The organism is Streptomyces iranensis (assembly GCF_017874715.1).
GTDB lineage: Bacteria > Actinomycetota > Actinomycetes > Streptomycetales > Streptomycetaceae > Streptomyces > Streptomyces iranensis.
In genome coordinates this window covers 373,678-392,535 of the sequence record NZ_JAGGLR010000002.1, presented here as the reverse complement: position 1 = coordinate 392,535, position 18,858 = coordinate 373,678, and the positions used below count along the sequence as shown (strand labels likewise).

Sequence of the window (18,858 nt, the reverse complement as noted above, 5' to 3'; positions counted from 1 at the left end):
CTCCGCTTCTTCTCGAAAGTCTTGCGTTCGGGGTTGACGCGGTTTTCCCTATCGGGCTAGAAAACGGTTACAGCCAAATGAACCACCGCTTGGCCGACGTCGCAGAGCGGCGTCGCGCGGGAGCATGAGGGGCTTCATTGGATAAGCCCAGGTGGAGCGATGCAATCGGTCACCTCGGATGGTTTCGTCCGGATGGTTGGCCAGCTAAGGGAAGCGCAGCGAGAAAGCGTTTCCTAGGAGGCGGAATGAGTCTGGAAGACAAGGTGTGCGTGGTCACCGGCGGTACCTCGGGGATCGGCCTGGCCACGGTGCGCCTGTTCGCCGGTGCGGGCGCCCGGCAGATCGTGCTCGCCAACGACGAGCGGGAATGCGACGCCCTCGCCCAGGAGGCCGACGGCCACGGCTGGCCCGTGACCGTCGTGGCCGGCGACGTGGCCAGTCCCGCCGCATGGGATGAGGTGCTCGCCCAGGTGGATCGCCTCGGCGGGGTGGACGTCCTGGTCAACAACGCGGGCTACGGCATCCGGGGAACGGTCCTCGACACCGATCCGTCCGCCTGGGAGGCCCTGTTCGCCACCAACGTGACCGGTGTCTTCCTCGGCTGCCGGGCGCTCCTGCCGCGGATGGTCGCCCAGCGCTCCGGCGCGGTGGTCAACGTCGCCTCGGTGGCCGGGCAGATCGGCATGGCGCGGCGGGCGGCGTACTGCGCCTCCAAATCCGCCGTCCTCGGCCTCACCCGGGCCATGGCGGTGGATCACGCGGCCGCGGGCGTGCGCGTCAACGCGGTGGCGCCCGGCACCACCGACTCCCCGTACTTCGCGAAGATCGAGGCCGATGTGGCGGACCCCGCGGCCTACCGGGCCTATCTGGAAGGGCGTCAGCTGCTCAACCGGCTCGCCGAGCCGAGCGAGATCGCCACGGCCATCGCCTTCCTGGCCGGCGACGCCTCCTCCTTCGCCACCGGATCGGTCGTCACCGTCGACGGAGGGATGAGCGTCGCATGACCGGCACACACGCGGGCCCCGCCATGATGAGCGCCGCCGAGGCCGCGGCCACCGTCCCCGATGGCGCCACGCTCGCCATGACCGGCTCGGGCGGGGGCATCCTGGAGGCCGACGATGTGCTCGCCGCCATCGAGCAGCGGTTCCTCGACACCGGCCACCCCCGGAACCTGACCGTCGTCCACGGCCTCGGCATCGGGGACGGGCAGAAGACCGGCCTGAACCGGCTGGCCCACGAGGGCCTGGTCCGCCGGGTCGTCGGCGGCCACTGGTCCTGGTCCCCGGCCATGCAGGCCCTCGCGGCCTCGGGCGCCATCGAGGCGTACTCGCTGCCCGCCGGGATCATCGCGGCCCTGCTGCGCGAGAGCGGGGCCCGTCGGCCGGGGGTGTTCTCACAGGTGGGCCTCGGCACCTTCGTCGACCCACGGCGCCAGGGCGGACGTCTCAACGATGTCTCGCCCGACGATCTGGTCACCCTTGCCGAGATCGACGGAGTGGAGTACCTGCACTACCGCCCCGTACACGTCGACATCGGTCTGGTGCGCGGCAGTTCCATGGACGAGCTCGGCAACGTCAGCTGCGCCGAGGAGGCCGCCTCCCTGGACAGCCAGGCGGTGGCCGCGGCCGCCCGTGGCTGCGGGGGCCGGATCATCGCGCAGGTCAAGCGCCGGGTCGCGGTCGGTGCCCAGGATCCTCGTACGGTGAGCGTCCCCGGGCCGCTGGTCGACATCGGTGTCCTCAGCCCCGGCCAGTGGCAGACCTACGCGGGGGAGTTCGACGCGGCCTTCAGCCAGGCCGCCCCCGCCGGCCTGGCCCGGCCCGCGCCCCGGACCGCCGTCCCGGGGCCGCGGGACGTCGTCGCCCGCCGGGCCGCGCTGGAGGTGCCGTCCGGGTGCGTGCTCAATGTGGGCTTCGGCATGAGCGCCGGTGTCGTGGACGTCCTCGCCGAACAGCACCGGCTGGACGATGTCCACCTGGTCATCGAACAGGGCGCGGTCGGCGGGGTGCCGGAGACCGGCGAGCTGTTCGGCCTCAGCCGGCATCCGGCCGCGCTGGTCTCCTCGCTCTCGCAGTTCGACTTCTTCGCCACCGGGATGCTCGATGTCGCGGTCCTGGGCATGGCCGAGGCCGACCGGTACGGAAACGTCAATGTCAGCAAGGTGGGCCCATCGGTCGTCGGACCGGGCGGCTTCATCGACATCGCCCACGCCGCGAGCACCGTGGTGTTCTGCGGCACCTTCACCGCACGGGGGCTGCGCGCGGAGGTGACCCCGGGCGCGCTGCGCATCGCCGCCGAGGGGCAGGTGCGCAAGTTCGTCCACGAGGTCTCGCACGTCACCTTCGACGCCGCCGCCGCGCGGAGCCGGGGACAGCGCGCCCTCTACGTCACCGAACGAGCCGTCTTCGAGCTGCGCGACGAAGGCCCCGTGCTGATCGAGATCGCACCGGGCATCGACCTGAACCGCGATGTCCTCAACCATATGGACTTCGAGCCCGTACTCGACCCGTCGCCGCGCCGGATGCCGGCCGGCGTCTTCACCGCCTGAGCCCTTGAGCGGCACCGGCCACCCCCACTCCCTGGAGGACCCCCTCATGTCACCGCGTCAGACCGCCGACACCGCCCCGGAGCGCGACGCTCTCATCACCATGGTGCGGGACTTCGCGGCGAAGGAGATCACCCCCGTCGTAGAGGAACTCGACAGCACCGAGCGTTTCCCCGAGGAGATCTACGCCCGGATGGGCGAACTGGGTCTGATGGGCATCACCGTCCCCGAGCGCGACGGCGGGGCCGGTGGCCTGGTGGCCGACTACATCGCGGTGATGGAGGAGCTGTCCTACGGCTACGCCAGCGTCGCCGACCAGTGCGGTCTGGTGGAACTGGTCGGCTCACTGCTGACCGGCTACGGCACCCAGGAGCAGAAGGACCGGTATCTCCCCGGCATCATCAGCGGCCGGACGCGCTGCGCCTACGCGCTGACCGAGCCCGGCGCCGGATCCGACCTCGGAAGCCTGGCCACCCGCGCCCGCCGTGACGGCGCGGACTGGGTGCTGAACGGCGAGAAGATCTACATCCACAACGCACCGGTGGCCGACGTGGCGCTGGTCCTGGCGGTCACCGACCCCGGCAAGCGCAAGCGCGGCGGCATGTCGATGTTCCTGGTCGACGTGGACACCCCCGGTGTCGAACGCGGCTACCGCGAGAAGAAGATGGGCCAGAAGGCGTCCCCGGTCGGCGGCTTCGTCTTCACCGACGTCCGGCTTCCCCCGACCGCGCTGCTCGGGGAGGAGGGCAGCGGCTTCGGCGCGGTGCTCTCGGTACTGGAGAAGGGCCGGCTGGGGATCGGCGCGCTGGCCAACGGCATCTCGCGGGCGGCGCTGGACACCGCGAACGAGCACGCCGTCAGCCGCCACCAGTTCGGCCGGCCGCTGTCCGAATTCCAGTCCGTGGCGTTCCAGCTCGCCGACATGGCGGTGGACCACCAGGCGGCGAAGCTGCTCCTGGAACACGCGGCCGGACTGCTGGACACCGGCCGCCCGGCGGGCCCCGCCTGCTCGATGGCCAAGCTGTTCGCCTCCGAGGCGAGCGTCCGCACCACCTCCGGGGCCGTTCAGATCCTCGGCGGCGGCGGATACATCCGCGGTGTGCCCGCCGAGCGCCTCTACCGGGACGCCCGCATCACCACGATCTACGAAGGCACCAGCGAGGTGCAACGCCTCATCATCAGCCGCGATCTCGTGCGCCGCCGCGGGTAGCGGGACGCCGCCATCGCCCCTGACGCGCCCGGCGGCTCGTACCAACAGGAGGACGTACCATGCACCATCCCCGATCCGCCGTGATCAGCGGATCCCTGACCGCTCTGCTCGCCACGTCCCTCAGCGCCTGCGGCGCGGTGGACAGCGGATCGGCCGCGGGCGACTCCGGCCGGTGCAAACCGTCGGACGTCACCCTCGTCCAGTCCGGCCGGGGACTGGAGAACGAGTACTACGTGGCCGTCAACGCCGGGGCCCGTGCCTTCGCGAAATCGCGCCATGCGCACCGCTACCAGTGGATCGCCAGCAACGGCGACTCCTCGAAGCAGCTCAGCCAGATCCAGTCGATCCTGGCCAAGGGCGGCAAGTGCGTCGTGCTGAACGTCGACCCCAACGAGTCCTCGGTGCTGCCCGCGATCGTCAAGGCGGTCGACAAGTCCGGGGCGTGGCTGGTCACACAGTGGAACCGGCCCGACGGCCTGGCCCCGGAGAGCGAGTCCCCGCACTGGGTCGCGCATATGTCGGTCGACGGCGTTCCCCAGGGCTACGAGACGGCGAAGGCCCTGTTCAGGTCGATGGGAGGAAAGGGCTCGATCGTGGCCCTCCAGGGAATCCTCGACAACGCGCCCGCCCAGGAGCGCTTCCGGGGGCTGAAGAAGGCGCTGAAGGAGTACCCCGGCATCAAGCTGCTCGGCGACCAGACCGCCGGATGGGACCGCACCAAGGCCCAGAACGTCACCCAGACCTATCTGACGAAGTACGGCCACCGGATAGGCGGCATCTGGGCCGCCAGCGACTCCATGGGCCTGGGCGCGCTGGGGGCGGTCAAGAACGCGGGCCGGAAGGGGAAGGTCAAGATCGCCTCGATCGACGGTCTGGCCGAAACGGTGCACGACGTACGGGACCCGTCCACCGGCTACGTCGCCACGACCCCCTCCACCGGAGCGGCCCAGGGCGGCCTCGGGATGTCGATCGGGTACGCGGCCGCCACCGGCAGGATCAACCCCGCCAAGGAACCCCAGGGCCACCGGTCGTTCTATCTCAAGCCGCTGCCCATCATCACCCGGGCCAACGCGTCCTCGGTTCCGTCCCCCACGGACACCACGAAGCTCGACTTCACGCATCTGTGGTCACAGAACGGCAGGCCGATCAAGTGAAGCTGACACTCGCACCCGCCGACCGCCACGACCCCCGCGCCACCGGCCGCGGCGCGGACAAGCCGCCGCGGCCGGGGCGGGCCGCGCTCGGCTCGCACACCATCCCCACACCGGCCCTGGCCGTGCTCGCGCTCATCGCCGCCGTCATGAGCTTCGTCAACCCCTCGTTCCTCTCCCCGGGAAACCTGGGCGCGGTGGCCGAGCAGAGCGCCGTCCCCGCGGTGCTGGCGGTCGGCCTGACCTTCGTCATCCTCATGGGAGGCATCGACCTCTCGCTCGAGGGCACGATGGCGGCGGCATCCCTGACCACCGCCCTGCTGGTCGCCAACGACCGCAACACGATGGACCTCGGCCTCTGGGCCATCGCCGCCGGATGCGCGGTCGGAGCGGCGATCGGACTGGTCGCCGGCGCCACCGTGGGACTGCTGCGCGTCCCGTCCTTCATCGTCACCATCGGCACCTGGCAGATCGGCCTGGGCGTGGCCCAACTGCTGTTCGGAGACACTCCGCCCCGGGTGACCGACGAGTCCTTCCGCGCCCTCGCGGAGCACAGGACGGCCGGTCTCCCCGGCATCGTGTGGATCGCCCTGCTGGTCGTGGCCTTCGGGTGGACGCTGCAGCGCTATACGCGCTTCGGCCGCTACGCCTACGTCATCGGCGGCAGCGAGGAGACCGCGCTGCTCTCCGGGGTCCCGGTACGCGCCTACCGGGCGGCCGCCTTCGTCCTCGCGGGTGCCACCGCGGGACTGGCCTCGGCGATGGCCACCGCCCGGTCCGGCGTCGGTGACGTCGGCATCGGGACCGGTCTGCTGTTCACCACCATCGCCGGCGTGGTCATCGGCGGGACCCTGCTGACCGGTGGCCGCGGCGGAGTGCTGCACTCACTGGTCGGGGTGGTCGTGATGGTGGCCATCGCCAACGCCATGGTCCTGGCCGGTGTCAGCTCCTACATCCAGCAAACCGTCCAGGGGGCCGTCGTGGTGACCGCCGCGAGCCTCACCCTGTGGCGCGCCCGGCAACGTCTGAGGGTGATCAAGTGAATGACACACCGGTCATGGAACTGCGCGGGGCGACGAAGTCGTTCCCCGGTGTCCGTGCCCTGAGCGACGTCCACATGGAGGTCCGGCAGCACGAGGTGCTGGGCCTGATCGGGGAGAACGGCGCGGGCAAGTCGACGCTGCTGAAGGTCCTGTGCGGTCTGCAGCGACTCGACTCGGGCTCCCTGCTGCTGCGCGGCTCGGAGGCCGCCTTCCAGGGAGTGGCCGACGCGAACCGTAAAGGTGTCGCGATGGTGTTCCAGGAGCAGTCCCTGCTGGAGAACATCACGGTCGCCGAGAACGTCCTGCTCGGCAACGAGGGGCCGTCGGTGCGGTTCGGGCTCTACCGGTGGTCGGATCTGAACCGGCGGGCCCAGCGCTATCTGGACCTGGTGGGCGGCTCGCTGCGCGCGGCCACACCGACCGGCCGCCTGTCCTTCGCCAAGCGCCAGATGGTCGAGGTGGCCAAGGCCCTCGCCTCGGGCGAGCGCGGCCACCACGAACCGGTCATCCTCCTCGACGAGCCGACCTCGGTCCTGGAGCACTCCGAGATAGAGACGCTCTTCTCCATCGTCCGTGAGCTGCGCGAGCGCGCCAGCGTCGTCTTCGTGTCCCACCGCATGGAGGAGGTGCTGGAGATCTGCGACCGGGTCTACGTCATGCGGGACGGCGGTGTGGTCGGCGAGTGCCGCCCGGCCGATGTCACCACCGACCAGCTCTTCTCGATGATGGTCGGGCAGGATCTCAGCGCCGGCTACTACCACGAGTCGGACCAGCGGCCCGCCCGGACCAGGCCGCGGCTCGAGCTGACCAACCTCACCGGCACGACCTTCCACGACGTCTCCCTCACCATCGCGCACGGCGAGGTGGTGAGCCTGATGGGTGTCCAGGAGAGTGGCCGGGAGGACGTGGCCCGCGCCATCTTCGGGGCCGTACCGGTGAAGTCGGGCACCATCACGCTCGACGGACGGCGCATCAGGCCCAGGTCTCCGGCGCACGCGGTGCGGGCGGGCATCGGCTATGTGCCCTCCGAACGCAAGGTGGACGGAGCGGTGCTCGGCATGGACGTCCGGGAGAACCTCACGCTCGCCCATCCCGGGCAGGTGAGCCGGGGCCCGCTCCTGGACCCGGCCCGCGAGCGGCGCACGGTCCAGGAGTGGATCGGGGACCTGCGGGTGCGCACCCCCTCCCAGCACACCCCGCTGCGCGACCTGTCGGGTGGCAACCAGCAGAAGGTCGTGCTCGCCAAGTGGCTCCTCGACCCCGAGCTGCGGGTGCTGGTCCTCGACACCCCCACCCGGGGGCTCGACGTCGGCGCCAAGGCGGATGTGTACGCGCTGATCCGGCGGCTCGCCGCGCGCGGCCTGGCCGTCCTGCTGCTCGCGGACACCCTCGACGAGGGGATAGCGATGAGCCACCGGGTCCTGACCATGAAGGACGGCCGCATCACGGACGAGTTCACCTCCGGTGTGGGCTCCCGGCCGCAGCGTACCGATGTCCTCGAAAGGATGGTCTGAGATGGCCACCACCTCACAGGCGCCGCCGGAGGCGCGGACCGACACGGCGGGGACCTCTCGGCTCAGGCGGCTCCACGAAGCCGGCGCCGCCCCCTTCTTCGTCCTCGCGGCGCTGGTCATCGCCGTCGGCGCGTACGACTCCTCGTTCTTCCAGGCCCCGAGCCTGATCTCGCTGCTGGAACAGGCCGCACCCCTGACCCTGCTCGCGATCGGCGAGGCCCTGGTCGTGCTCACCGGACGTATCGACCTGTCGAACGCCGGACTCGCGAGCCTCGCCGGTGTCGCACTCGCCCACGGACTGGGGAACTGGGGCCCAGCCGCGGTGCCCCTCGTCGTGGTCGGCGCCGCGCTGTGCGGGACGCTCATCGGCGTCATCCACATCACCACCCAGGTGCCCTCCTTCATCATCACCCTCGGCTTCCTGGGGATCTTCGCCGGTCTTTCGCTGACCACCTCACGGGCCGACTCGATCCTCGTCACGGACGGCTACGGCTCCATCGAGTGGATCTTCTACCGGATCTTCGGCCTGCCCATCTCCTACCTCCTGGTGCTGCTGGTCGCCCTCGCGCTGATGGCCTGGATGAAGGCGCTGCCGATCGGCCGCCGTATCCGCGCCATCGGGCTCAACGAGCGGGCCGCGGCCCACAGCGGCATCCGTACCCGCGGGATCGTCATCGCGGTCTTCACCGCCTCCGCGGCCCTGGCCGGGCTGGCCGCGGTCTTCCAGGTGGCCCGGCTGCAATCCGCCGGTGCCACCACCTCCGACACGCTGCTGCTCCCCGCCATCGCGGCGGTCATCGTGGGTGGCACGGCCATCTCCGGGGGGATCGGCGGGGTGGGGCGCACCCTGTGCGGCGCGCTGGTCATCGCGCTGCTCCGGGTCGGCCTGGACCTCGTCGGCATCAACGCGGCGTTCCAGCCCATCCTCTACGGCGGGATCGTGATCATGGCGATCGCGGCGACCGCGAACCGACGGCGGGGAGCGGCGGTCGCATGACCGCTCATCGACGCGTGACCGGATCCCCGGGAGAGACAAGGAGTCATCGACAGTGAACATCGTCGTCTGTGTGAAGTACGTGCCCGCCGCCGCCGACCGGACGTTCAGCGCGGTCGACAACACCGTGGACCGGGCCGACGTGGACGGAATGCTCTGCGAACTCGACGAGCACGCCGTCGAGGAGGCGCTGAGGATCACGGAGGCCGACGGGGGCGAGGTGACGGTGGTGACCGTCGGCCCCGAGGAGGCGGCCGATGCCATCGCCCGCGGCCTGCGGATGGGGGCGCACCGTGGTGTGCACATCGTCGACGACGCCCTGCACGGCTCCGACGCGGCGGCCACCTCACTGGTGCTGGCAGCGGCGGTCAGGAAGACGGGCTACGACATCGTGCTGTGCGGGATGGCATCCACCGACGGTGGCATGGGCGTGGTGCCCGCGATGCTGGCCGAGCGTCTTGGCGTGCCGCAGCTGACCCTGGCGTCGCAGGTCACCGTCGAGGGCGGCACCGTCACCATCCGCCGGGAATCCAGCACCGCCACCGAACACATCGAGGCGTCCGGTCCGCTGGTGCTGAGCGTGACCGACCGGAGCAACGAACCGCGCTACCCCTCGTTCAAGGGGATCATGGCGGCGAAGAAGAAGCCGGTGGAAACTTGGTCACTGGCGGACCTCGGCATCGCGTCGGAGGTCGGCCTGGAGGCCGCCGGGACGACGGTCTCGGCGTTCGCCGCCCGCCCGGCGCGCACCGGGGGACAGATCGTGTCCGACGAGGGCGAGGGCGGAGCGCGGCTCGCCGAATACCTCGTCGCGCAGAAGCTCGTCTGAGCTGTCCGCGGACCCAACCGGAAGGCCCACAAGCGCTATGAGCGAGATTCTCGTCGTCGTCGACCACACCGACGGCGCCATCCGCACGACCACGGCCGAGCTGCTGACCTGCGCGCGCCGCCTCGGCGAGCCGTCCGCGGTGTTCTTCGGAGCCGAGGCGGACGTCACCCCCGGGCAACTGGCCGAGTACGGGGCCACTAAGGTCTACGTCCTCGACGACGACGCCTACCGTGACTGTCTGGTGGCGCCCAAGGCCGAGGCGCTCGCCCACCTGGTCGCGGGCAGACGGCCGGCCGCGGTGCTGATCCCCTCGACCTCGGAGGGCAAGGAGGTCGCCGCCCGCCTGGCGATCAAGACGGATTCGGGTCTGGTGACCGACGCCAGTGACGTCGTACGGGGCGACGACGGGGCTGTTCACACGACCCAGTCAGTGTTCGGGGGCGCCTTCACCACGACGGCGAGCATCACCAAGGGCACACCGATCGTGACGCTGAAGCCGAACTCCCTCACCCCGGAGAACGCCGACGCCGCCGCCCCGATCGAGGTCGAGACCGTGGACGTGGCGGTGTCCGACGCCGCGAGAGCGGCACGGATCATCAGCCGTGAGCCCCGCGAGGACATCGGCCGCCCCGATCTCGCCGACGCCTCGATCGTGGTCTCGGGAGGCCGTGGCACGGGTGGTGACTTCGACGCCGTCGAGGCGTTCGCCGACTGCCTCGGAGCCGCCGTGGGCGCCTCACGCGCCGCGGTGGACGCGGGCTGGTATCCGCACGCGTTCCAGGTCGGACAGACCGGTGTGACGGTCTCCCCGCAGCTCTACGTGGCATCGGGCATCTCCGGGGCCATCCAGCACATCGCCGGGATGCGCTCGTCCAAGACCGTCGTCGCGGTCAACAAGGACGCCGAGGCGCCGATCTTCGGCCTCGCCGACTTCGGTGTCGTCGGCGATCTGAGAGCGGTCCTCGTCCAGGCCACCACCGAGATCGACAACCGCCGGGCAGCCGGCGCCTGACCACCCCCTCAGGAGGTCCTCATGCGGGTCAACGAACCCCGTCCGCTGGGGCGGACATCCGTCCGCACCACCGCCATGTCCTTCGGCGCGGCCCCCATCGGCAATTTCCTGCACCCCTTCAGCGAGCCCATGGCCATGGAGATGGTGTCCCAGGCGTGGGATCTGGGGATACGCCACTTCGACACCGCTCCGCTGTACGGCCACGGGCTGAGCGAGCACCGGCTCGGTCACGCGCTGCGCGGCTATCCGCGTGACCAGTACGTCATCTCCACCAAGGTCGGCCGGCGGCTCGAGCCCGCCGCGCCCGGCACCTTCGACTCCGGCCTGTGGGTGGAGCCGGCGCCCTTCGCCGCCCACTACGACTATTCCTACGACGGGATCATGCGTTCGGTGGAGGAGAGCCTCCAGCGCATGCTCACCGATCACGTCGACATTCTGCTGATGCACGACGTGGATCACTACACCCATGGCGACGCCCAGCCGGAGATGTTCCGCCAGGCGGTCGAGGAGGGATTTCCCGCCCTGGTCCGGCTGCGGGAGGAAGGGGTGGTGTCGGCCATCGGATTCGGCGTCAACGAGACGGACGTGTGTCTGGAAGCCGTCCGGCGGACCGATGCCGACTGCGTGCTGCTGGCCGGCCGGTACACCCTGCTGGAGCAGGATCCGCTGGACGAACTGCTGCCCCTGTGCGAGAAGCGGGGCGTCAGCGTGATCCTGGGCGGGGTCTACAACAGCGGTGTGCTCGCCACCGGCGCCATCGAAGGGGCGAAGTTCAACTACGCCCCCGCGCCCCCGGAGATCCTCCAGCGGACGGCGCGGATCCACGCCATCTGCCGCGCACACGACGTGGCTCTGCCCGCCGCCGCACTGGGGTTCGCCGCGGCCCACCCGTCCGTGGCGAGCGTATGCGTCGGCTCCCGCACCCCCGAGCAGCAGAGCGGAAGCGCCGCGCTGTTCGGGGCCCGGATCCCCGGGCAACTGTGGGACGACCTGCGGGACGCGGGTCTGCTGCGTCCCGACGCCCCGACGCCGTAGGACGGCGTCCACCCCCCAGCCGGAATGGAACCCGGACAGGCACCGAACGAACAGGCAGGAAACGCATGAGGGCCGCTCGATTCCATGGACGAGGCGACATACGCATCGAGGAGATCCCGGAACCGGCCGTACGGCCGGGGACAGTGAAGATCAAGGTCGACTGGTGCGGCATCTGCGGCACCGATCTGCACGAGTACGTGGACGGACCCATCTTCTGCCCGACCCCCGGGGAGCCCCATCCGATGACCGGGGAGACCTCACCGGTCGTCCTGGGCCATGAGTTCGCGGGCACCGTCGCCGAACTGGCCGCGGATGTCGACGACTTGAGCGTGGGCGAGCGCGTGACCGCCGAGCCAAGGCTGGTGTGCCGGTCCTGCCCTCCGTGTCTGGCCGGTCACCACAACAGCTGCGACCGGGCGGCCACCATCGGACTGGCGGGCGGCGGCGGGGGCCTGGCCGAGTACATCGTCGTCGACCGCGAGCTGGTGTTCTCCCTCGGCGAGGTGACGACCGAGGCCGGTGCGCTGATCGAGCCGCTGGCGGTCGCCCACCACGCCGTCGGCAGGGCGGAGATCGCACCGGGAGCCAGCGCCGCCGTGTTCGGCGCCGGGCCGATCGGGCTGCTGATCGTGACGGTGCTGAAGGCGACCGGAGCCGGGCACGTCAGCGTGGTGGAACCGTCCGCCGGGCGTCGGCGCCGAGCGCTCGACGCGGGAGCCGACGCGGTCATCGACCCGCTCGCGGAGAAGGCGGACGAGCGCATCAGGGAGCTCACCGGCGGCGCCGGGGCCGACGTGGCCTTCGAGTGCGCGGGAGTCGACTCCGTACTGGCCGCCTGCGTCGCGGCGGTCAAGGCCCGCGGGACCGTCGTCAACGTCGCGATATGGAGCCATCCGGCGACGCTGGACATGATTCCGCTCGTACTCAAGGAGGTGCGGCTGGTGGGCACCATCTGCTACGCGGGCGACCACCAGCCCGTCATCGACCTTCTCAACGCGGGCAAGCTCTCGGTGGACCGGTTCATCACCGGGCGCATCGACCTGGATGACCTGGTCGAGGGCGGTTTGCAGGTGCTCCTGGACGGCACCGGAGACCACATCAAGATCCTGGTGCGGCCCTAGGGACGCGTCCGCGGGGCTGACCGTTCCGGGCGGGTGAGTATCGCGGCACCGCCAAGTCGCGCACTATCGCATTCGATCGAGAACGCGTACTATCGCGTTTCGGCCGGTCGTGTCGTGTCCGTCCAACTCCCCGCGCACGCCCCCGATTTCCCCGAGGAGCACCCCCATGCCCACGCTGCTGGACCCGGTCCTGGATCTGCTGATGCTCCGCGGCACCGTCACCGAGGCCGAACCGATCGCCGCCCGCATGCGCCGGCTGCGCATCGAGGGCGACGCCCTCGCCGGGCTCGAGGTCCGCCCCGGACAGCAGGTGCGTGTTCTGGTGGGCTCCGGGCTGACCCGTCGTACGTACTCCGTGTGGGCCTATGACCCCTCCGGCGCCGTCGAGTTGTGTGTGCTGGACCACGCCGGAGCGGGGCCGGGGGCGCGCTGGGGCGGGAGCGCCGAGGTCGGCGCGCGGGTGCGGCTGGGCAAACCCGAGGGGTCGTTCACGCTCCGGTCCGAGGCCGCCCATCACGTCTTCGTCGGGGAGGAGACGGCGTCCGTCGCCTTCGGCGCGATGCTGGCCGCACTGCCGCCCGGGGCGCGCGTCTCCGGCTGCGTGGAGACGGAGACGGCCGCGGACCGGCTGCCGCTGACCCACTCGGACCGCCTCGACTGGCTGACCAGGGGCGGCACTTCACTCGCGGACGCGGTGCGGCGCCTCGCCCCCGAGCCGGGCGGGATCGCCTACGTCGCCGGGGAGGCCCGGACCGTGCAGCAAGTGCGGCAGGTGCTCGTCCGGGAGGCGGGCTGGGACCGGCGCGCGGTGCTCACCAAGCCGTTCTGGGCGCCGGGGAAGCGGGGGCTGGAGTAGGGCGGACAGGTCCGCAGTCGACCCGCGACGTTCCGCGTCGGTCGGGCGGTTCGCCATGGCCGCGCCCATCGTCTCCTAGCTTGCTAGGATGCTAGCATCGCACTCGTGGGTGACAGGGAAGTCAAGCAGTTCAACGTGTACCTGCCGATCGAGCTGATCAAGCAGGTCAAGTACCACGCCATCGAGTCGGGCACGTCGTTGTCGGCGCTGGTCGCCGACGCGCTGCGCGCCTACCTCGACGACGCCCATGGGTACGAACGGCAACCGACCGAGAAGGAGAGCTGACATGGCGACCGAAGGAATCGAGGCCGTGTTCCTGACGACCCACAACTGGGGTAAGTCGGCAGGGTTCTTCCAGGCGCTGGGGTACGAGCTGGAGTTCGCCACCGACCACAACTCCGGCCGGCTCCGCAACGGCGACGGGCCGTACGTCTTCATCTCCGAGGTCCCCGAGGACCGGGAGCCCCAGACGCGGATCGTGCTGAAGGTGGCGGACGCGGACGCGTTCCGTCCCGGCCCCGCCGTCGAGGTGGTCACGCCGTTCGAGGACACCCATTACGGGACCAGGGAGATGACCGTCCGCGACCCCGACGGACGCCTGTGGAACCTCCAGGCCCCCGGCGAGAACTGACCGCGACGAAAGGGGAACACCGTGGTGGACGAGGAGACCGGGGCGCCGGACAGTACCGCGGTACGGACCGCCCTCTGGCGGGCGATGCATGTCCAGGTCGACCCACCGCCGTATGTGCTCGAGGACGAGATCGGCCTGCGGCTGGCGGCCCCCGACGCCGACTGGCGCCGCCGCCCCGACATGGACCCGGACGCCACCAGGGGGTTCCGGGCGGCCATGGTGGCCCGCGCCCGTTTCATCGAGGACCTGATCGCCGAGCGGGCCGGCCACGGCGTCACCCAGTACGTCATCCTGGGAGCCGGTCTGGACACCTTCGCCCAGCGCAGGCCGGAGACCGCCTCCCGGGTACGGGTCTTCGAGGTCGACCAGCCCGGCCCGCAGGCATGGAAACGCCATCGCCTGGACGAACTCGGCTACGGCGTCCCCGACTGGCTGCGCCTGGTGCCGGTCGACTTCGAGGCGAGCGAGGACTGGCTGAAGCAGCTGGCCGCGGCCGGATTCGACGCCGGAAGACCCGCGGTCATCGTCTCCACCGGCGTCACCATGTACCTCACCGAAGAGGCCACCGCGGCCACCCTGCGCCAGATCGCCGGGCTCGCGCCCGGCTCGACGCTCGCCATGACCTTCCTGCTGCCGGCCGAACTCCTCGACGCCGCCGACCGCCCCGGCCTCCGGGCGAGCAAGGAAGGCGCGCAAGCGGCCGGAACGCCGTTCATCAGCTTCTACAAACCGCCCGAGATGCTGGAACTGGCCCGCGAAGCCGGTTTCAAGGACGTCCGACATGTGTCGGGAGCCTCGTTCGCCGAGCGCTACTTCGCTGATCGCGCCGACGGCCTCCGCCCATCGAGCGGAGAAGATCTGCTGCTGGCCACCACCTGACTCGCACGACCGGATGGCGTCCCCATGGCGATGTCCGTCCGAGGGCCTGACCGTGTGGTGCCGCGATCGGTTTCGGAGTGACCCGGGCCCTATGGGACGCGCAATGCCTGGCGCCAGTAGTCGGTGACGGTGTGGCGCAGCCGTGCGGTGTCGACGGTGTGGGGGTCGAGGAGGTGCTGCAGTCCGATCCCGCGCAGCTGTCCGAGGACCGCGATGGCGACGTCGTCGGGGACGACGTCCGGGCGCACGTCGCCGTCGGCGATGCCGGCGGCGACGTCGGTGCGCAGATCGGAGCGGAATGCCTCGTCGCGCTCGCGGAAGATCGGGGCCAGTTCGGACGCGGTGGCCGCCTCGGCCCACAGCAGCAGGAAGGCCCGGTTCATCGTTCCGGCGCCCCCGGAGGCGCCGACGTAGCCGTCGATGAGGCGCAGGAGCCGGTCGAGCCCGGGTGGGAGGTCCGCGAGCCCGGGGACGAAGCCGGTCTGCGTCGCGCGGGCCAGTCGCTCGACCAGGGTCTGCTTGGATCCGAAGTGGTGGGTGACGATCCCGCGGCTGTACCCCGCCTGTTCGCCGACCCGTGCCAGCGTCAGCGACCGCACACCGTGCTCGACGACCAGTTCGGCGGCGGCGTTGAGCAGCGCCGCTTCGGCCTGGGCGCGGCGCTCCTGCTGGGTACGGCGAGTGGTGACCATGCGGATATCTTAACAAGTAACTTGCGTGTTGACCGGCAAGTATATTTCGATGTCGAGCCAGGGCCGACCGGCCATCGCCGCCCAGGCATTGACATGTTCACGAGCTGTCCTTATGGTCCAGGCCATCCTGTCCGTATGTGGGAACTGTGTTCTCATCCATGAACAAAGAGGTCATGGGATGGCACGAACCAGAACCGCGTTACTCAGTGTTCTCGCCCTGCTGGCCGGTCTGCTGAGCCTTCAGCTCGGCGGACCGGCCCCACGGGCCACGGCCGCGCCGGCCGCCTTCACCCACCCCGGGGTGCTGGTGAGCCGGGCCCAACTCGACTACGCCCGCTCGAAGGTGCAGGCGGGCCAGCAGCCCTGGAAGGCCGCCTACGACGACATGCTGGGCAGCTCCTACGCCTCGCTGTCGCGCACCCCCGGGCCGCGGGCCGTCGTGGAGTGCGGCTCGTCGTCCAACCCCAACCACGGGTGCACCGAGGAGCGCCAGGACGCCATCGCGGCGTACACCGACGCGCTCGCCTGGTACTTCACCCGGGACAGCAGATACGCCAAGAAGTCGATCGAGATCATGGACGCCTGGTCCTCCACGATCACCGATCACACCAACAGCAACGCCCCGCTGCAGTCCGGCTGGTCCGGCGCCACCTGGCCGCGCGCCGCCGAGATCATCAAGTACACCTACGACGGCGGCTGGCCGGGCGCCGGACGGTTCGCCACCATGCTGCGGGACGTCTACCTCCCCGAGGTGATCAACGGCGCCGCCACCAAGAACGGCAACTGGGAACTGGTGATGACCGAGGCGGCCATCGGCATCGCGGTCTTCCTCGATGACCGCTCCGCCTACGACAAGGCGGTCAGCACCTACCTCGACCGCGTCCCGGCGTACGTATACCTGACCAGCGACGGCGACCTGCCCAAGCCGCCCGCGGACAGCAGCATCGACACCGAGGCCGAGATCATCAAGTACTGGCAGGGCCAGAGCACCTTCGCCGACGGCCTCGCCCAGGAGACCTGCCGCGACTTCGGGCACACCGGCTGGGGCATCGCCTCCATCGCGGACATCGCGGAGACCAGCCGCATCCAGGGCCAGGACCTCTACCCGAAGATCCAGGACCGGCTGCGCTACGCACTGGGCTTCCACACCGCCTACGAGAACGGCACCGCCGTGCCGTCCTGGCTGTGCGGCGGCTCCGTCAAGAAGGGCCTGGACCAGGTCACCGAGGTCGGTTTCAACGCCCTCCACAACCGCCTCGGCATCAGCATGTCCAACACCCAGAAGTACACCGAGGCCCACCGCCCGTCCGGCACGGACAACTACTTCAACGCCTGGACGACCCTCACCCACGCGGACAACCCGTCCTGACCGGGTGCTGCCCCGGCCCCCCGCCGTCACCGGGGGGCCGGGGCGCGGCAGGTCACGCGTTCTCGGCCCCGATCAGTGAACGGGCCACCGCGAGCGCCGCCTTGTGGCGTTCTGCCTGCCGGCCGCCCAGTTCGCGTCCGCGTGCCGCGGCCATGATCACAGCGGACAGGGCCAGCCGTCCGCGCATCGTGCCCTCGGGCCCTTCGCCGGTGCCCAGTGCGCGGATCAGGTCGTCGAGCCGCTGCTGGAGTGTGCGCGCGGCCGCCAGTCCCCGCAGCGCGTGCTCGTTGAGCTGGGCGCACACCAGTGAGGCGCCGTTTTCGCCGCGGACCAGGGCGTCGAACCGCTCGATGGCTCGCATGCGGGTCGCGGCGGAAGGCGGGTGGGCGCGTGCGGACTCGATGATGACGTCGAGCGCCGGGAGCAGTTCTTCGTAGGAGCTGGTGAGCAGTTCCTCCTTGTTCGCGAAGTGGTGCAGGACGGCCTGCCTGGTGACGCCCGCCTGCCTGGCGACCTGAGTCAACGAGGTCAGCTCATAGCCCTGTTCGGTGAACAGTTCCAGCGCGATGGCCCGTACGCGACGACGCGTGTCGGTGCGCCTTCGATCGGCTTGCTCTCCCATGGAAACTGCCTTACTGGTAAGTCAGGTATTCTGGCCGCATGAACGACATACAGAGCAACGTACCCGCTGGTGGGAACGGTGTGCCCGGGGCGATTCCCGACGAAGGGCTTGCGGGGCGGCGCGCGCTGGTCACCGGCGGCAGCCGCGGGCTCGGCGCGGCGATCGTGCGGCGACTCGCCGCGGCGGGCGCGACCGTCTTCGCGACAGCCAGAACGGCGCCGCCCGAGGGAGCACTGCCGGCGCGGTTCTTCACCGCGGACCTCGCGGACCCCGACGGAGCACGACAGCTGGCGGAGCGGGTGCGCGACGCCGCCGGCGGAGTGGACATCCTGATCGACAACGCGGGCGCCGGCAGCGCCCCGGAGCACACGCTGACCCGGCCGCAGGAAACCTGGCGGTCGGACCTCGAGGTCAATTTGCTGTCCGCGGTCCGGCTGGACCAGGAACTGGTCCCGGGCATGGTGGAGCGCGGCTCGGGGGTCGTGGTGCATGTCTCGTCCATCGCAAGCCATCTGCCACAGCCGGGTCAGGCCGCCTACGCCGCGGCCAAGGCCGCCATGAACAGCTACAGCCGCTCGCTGGCGGCCGAGGTCGGCCCGGCCGGGGTGCGGGTGGTGTGCGTCCTGCCGGGCTTCATCGCCACCCCGGGGGCGATCGCACACCATCAGAAGATCGCCGACAGGCAAGGGGTTTCGCTGGAGGAGGCGCAGCGCGATCTCGCGACGCGGCTGAACGTGCCGATGAACCGCCCCGGAACCCCCGAGGACGCCGCCGAGTTGGTCGCGTTCCTGGTGTCGGAGCGGGCGCGCTGGCTCACCGGATCCCAGTTCCGCGTCGACGGAGGCATCCTCGCTCAGGTGTGACGCCGCCACCCTGGCCGCGTTCCAGCCGTCGGCAGCCGGCGGGCATCAACGCTGCGGAGAGAACTCCGGAAGCACGCCCTTGGTGAGCAGGAAGCATCCGTACGGCCTGTCCTCGCCCGTGATGACCACCGCGAACGCGGAGCGGGCGCGCGCATAGAACGCGTGGCGCTCGACCGTCTCCACCGCGACGGGGCGGCCCGCTGCCTCCTCCGCGGCGGCGATGAAGTCCGTCTGCACCGGCGGCTCGGCGGTGGCGTCGCCGACGACCTCCATCCTCGCGAGGGGCTCGGGGATGAACGTGTCGAGCGGCAGTAGTCCGAGCACCGCCCGGCCCGCCGAGACGACGTCGGTGCCGTCCAGCCGGATCACCTGGTCGTTCACGGAGTGCGCGGGGAAGTTCCTGTCCACGATGGCGATAGTGTCCCCGTGCCCCATCCGCGCGAGCGTGTACAGCAGGTCCGGAGTCAGGAGCGGGTCGAGTCCTTTGAGCAC

General features: G+C 70.6%; 20 protein-coding genes. 17 read left to right on the top strand and 3 right to left on the bottom strand.

Features of this window, described 5'->3' with window-relative positions:
• Window positions 1-245: 245 nt before the first annotated feature.
• The 15 genes from J2Z30_RS05410 to J2Z30_RS05340 all read left to right on the top strand — a co-directional run bounded on the left by J2Z30_RS05410 (window position 246) and on the right by J2Z30_RS05340 (window position 14,820).
• The gene (locus J2Z30_RS05410; RefSeq protein ID WP_044578538.1) at window positions 246-1,004 is read left to right on the top strand and encodes an SDR family NAD(P)-dependent oxidoreductase; all 759 of its coding nucleotides are present in this window, start codon (window positions 246-248) and stop codon (window positions 1,002-1,004) included.
• Entirely contained in the window at window positions 1,001-2,548 is a 1,548-nt protein-coding gene (locus tag J2Z30_RS05405) for an acyl CoA:acetate/3-ketoacid CoA transferase (protein WP_044578540.1), read from the top strand. Before J2Z30_RS05410 ends, J2Z30_RS05405 begins: the two co-directional genes overlap by 4 nt.
• Window positions 2,549-2,594: 46 nt before the next feature.
• Window positions 2,595-3,755: an acyl-CoA dehydrogenase family protein gene (locus J2Z30_RS05400; protein WP_044578542.1), complete on the top strand. Its 1,161-nt coding sequence runs from the start codon at window positions 2,595-2,597 to the stop codon at window positions 3,753-3,755.
• Between the two features lie 59 nt (window positions 3,756-3,814).
• On the top strand, window positions 3,815-4,909 hold the full coding sequence (locus tag J2Z30_RS05395) for a sugar ABC transporter substrate-binding protein (protein WP_052701712.1): 1,095 nt from the start codon (window positions 3,815-3,817) through the stop codon (window positions 4,907-4,909).
• A complete protein-coding gene (locus tag J2Z30_RS05390; RefSeq protein ID WP_209468564.1) occupies window positions 4,906-5,949 on the top strand; it encodes an ABC transporter permease in 1,044 nt (347 codons plus the stop codon). Before J2Z30_RS05395 ends, J2Z30_RS05390 begins: the two co-directional genes overlap by 4 nt.
• Window positions 5,946-7,463, top strand: a complete 1,518-nt coding sequence (locus tag J2Z30_RS05385) for a sugar ABC transporter ATP-binding protein (RefSeq protein WP_209468563.1) — start codon at window positions 5,946-5,948, stop codon at window positions 7,461-7,463. Before J2Z30_RS05390 ends, J2Z30_RS05385 begins: the two co-directional genes overlap by 4 nt.
• 1 nt (window position 7,464) lies before the next feature.
• Window positions 7,465-8,460 carry an ABC transporter permease gene (locus J2Z30_RS05380; RefSeq protein ID WP_044578543.1) on the top strand — a complete coding sequence of 332 codons (996 nt, stop codon included), beginning with the start codon at window positions 7,465-7,467 and terminating at the stop codon, window positions 8,458-8,460.
• Window positions 8,461-8,512: 52 nt separating this feature from the next.
• A complete protein-coding gene (locus tag J2Z30_RS05375; protein ID WP_044578544.1) occupies window positions 8,513-9,286 on the top strand; it encodes an electron transfer flavoprotein subunit beta/FixA family protein in 774 nt (257 codons plus the stop codon).
• A gap of 37 nt (window positions 9,287-9,323) precedes the next feature.
• The gene (locus tag J2Z30_RS05370) at window positions 9,324-10,298 is read left to right on the top strand and encodes an electron transfer flavoprotein subunit alpha/FixB family protein (RefSeq protein ID WP_044578545.1); all 975 of its coding nucleotides are present in this window, start codon (window positions 9,324-9,326) and stop codon (window positions 10,296-10,298) included.
• A 21-nt stretch (window positions 10,299-10,319) separates the two neighbouring features.
• Window positions 10,320-11,333: an aldo/keto reductase gene (locus tag J2Z30_RS05365; RefSeq protein ID WP_044578546.1), complete on the top strand. Its 1,014-nt coding sequence runs from the start codon at window positions 10,320-10,322 to the stop codon at window positions 11,331-11,333.
• Window positions 11,334-11,398: 65 nt separating this feature from the next.
• Entirely contained in the window at window positions 11,399-12,454 is a 1,056-nt protein-coding gene (locus tag J2Z30_RS05360) for a 2,3-butanediol dehydrogenase (protein ID WP_044578548.1), read from the top strand.
• 166 nt (window positions 12,455-12,620) lie between these two features.
• Window positions 12,621-13,310 (top strand): siderophore-interacting protein, encoded by a 690-nt coding sequence (locus tag J2Z30_RS05355; protein WP_044578550.1) that lies wholly within the window; start codon window positions 12,621-12,623, stop codon window positions 13,308-13,310.
• A 105-nt stretch (window positions 13,311-13,415) separates the two neighbouring features.
• Complete coding sequence (locus tag J2Z30_RS05350; RefSeq protein WP_044578551.1) at window positions 13,416-13,595, top strand: ribbon-helix-helix protein, CopG family; 180 nt, start codon at window positions 13,416-13,418, stop codon at window positions 13,593-13,595.
• A 1-nt stretch (window position 13,596) separates the two neighbouring features.
• Complete coding sequence (locus tag J2Z30_RS05345) at window positions 13,597-13,941, top strand: VOC family protein (RefSeq protein ID WP_044578553.1); 345 nt, start codon at window positions 13,597-13,599, stop codon at window positions 13,939-13,941.
• Window positions 13,942-13,962: 21 nt separating this feature from the next.
• On the top strand, window positions 13,963-14,820 hold the full coding sequence (locus J2Z30_RS05340; protein ID WP_044578555.1) for a class I SAM-dependent methyltransferase: 858 nt from the start codon (window positions 13,963-13,965) through the stop codon (window positions 14,818-14,820).
• A gap of 89 nt (window positions 14,821-14,909) precedes the next feature.
• On the opposite strand, the gene J2Z30_RS05335 is transcribed toward J2Z30_RS05340, so the two are convergent.
• Window positions 14,910-15,512 (bottom strand): TetR/AcrR family transcriptional regulator, encoded by a 603-nt coding sequence (locus tag J2Z30_RS05335; RefSeq protein ID WP_044578557.1) that lies wholly within the window; start codon window positions 15,510-15,512, stop codon window positions 14,910-14,912.
• A gap of 178 nt (window positions 15,513-15,690) precedes the next feature.
• Here J2Z30_RS05335 and J2Z30_RS05330 point away from each other — a divergent pair, with 178 nt between their 5' ends.
• The gene (locus J2Z30_RS05330) at window positions 15,691-16,881 is read left to right on the top strand and encodes an alginate lyase family protein (protein ID WP_044578559.1); all 1,191 of its coding nucleotides are present in this window, start codon (window positions 15,691-15,693) and stop codon (window positions 16,879-16,881) included.
• A gap of 52 nt (window positions 16,882-16,933) precedes the next feature.
• Here J2Z30_RS05330 and J2Z30_RS50760 read toward each other — a convergent pair whose 3' ends face one another.
• Window positions 16,934-17,503 carry a TetR/AcrR family transcriptional regulator gene (locus tag J2Z30_RS50760; protein WP_044578561.1) on the bottom strand — a complete coding sequence of 190 codons (570 nt, stop codon included), beginning with the start codon at window positions 17,501-17,503 and terminating at the stop codon, window positions 16,934-16,936.
• 38 nt (window positions 17,504-17,541) lie between these two features.
• Here J2Z30_RS50760 and J2Z30_RS05320 point away from each other — a divergent pair, with 38 nt between their 5' ends.
• On the top strand, window positions 17,542-18,366 hold the full coding sequence (locus J2Z30_RS05320) for an oxidoreductase (RefSeq protein ID WP_209468562.1): 825 nt from the start codon (window positions 17,542-17,544) through the stop codon (window positions 18,364-18,366).
• Window positions 18,367-18,411: 45 nt separating this feature from the next.
• On the opposite strand, the gene J2Z30_RS05315 is transcribed toward J2Z30_RS05320, so the two are convergent.
• Complete coding sequence (locus J2Z30_RS05315; protein ID WP_044578563.1) at window positions 18,412-18,858, bottom strand: RbsD/FucU family protein; 447 nt, start codon at window positions 18,856-18,858, stop codon at window positions 18,412-18,414.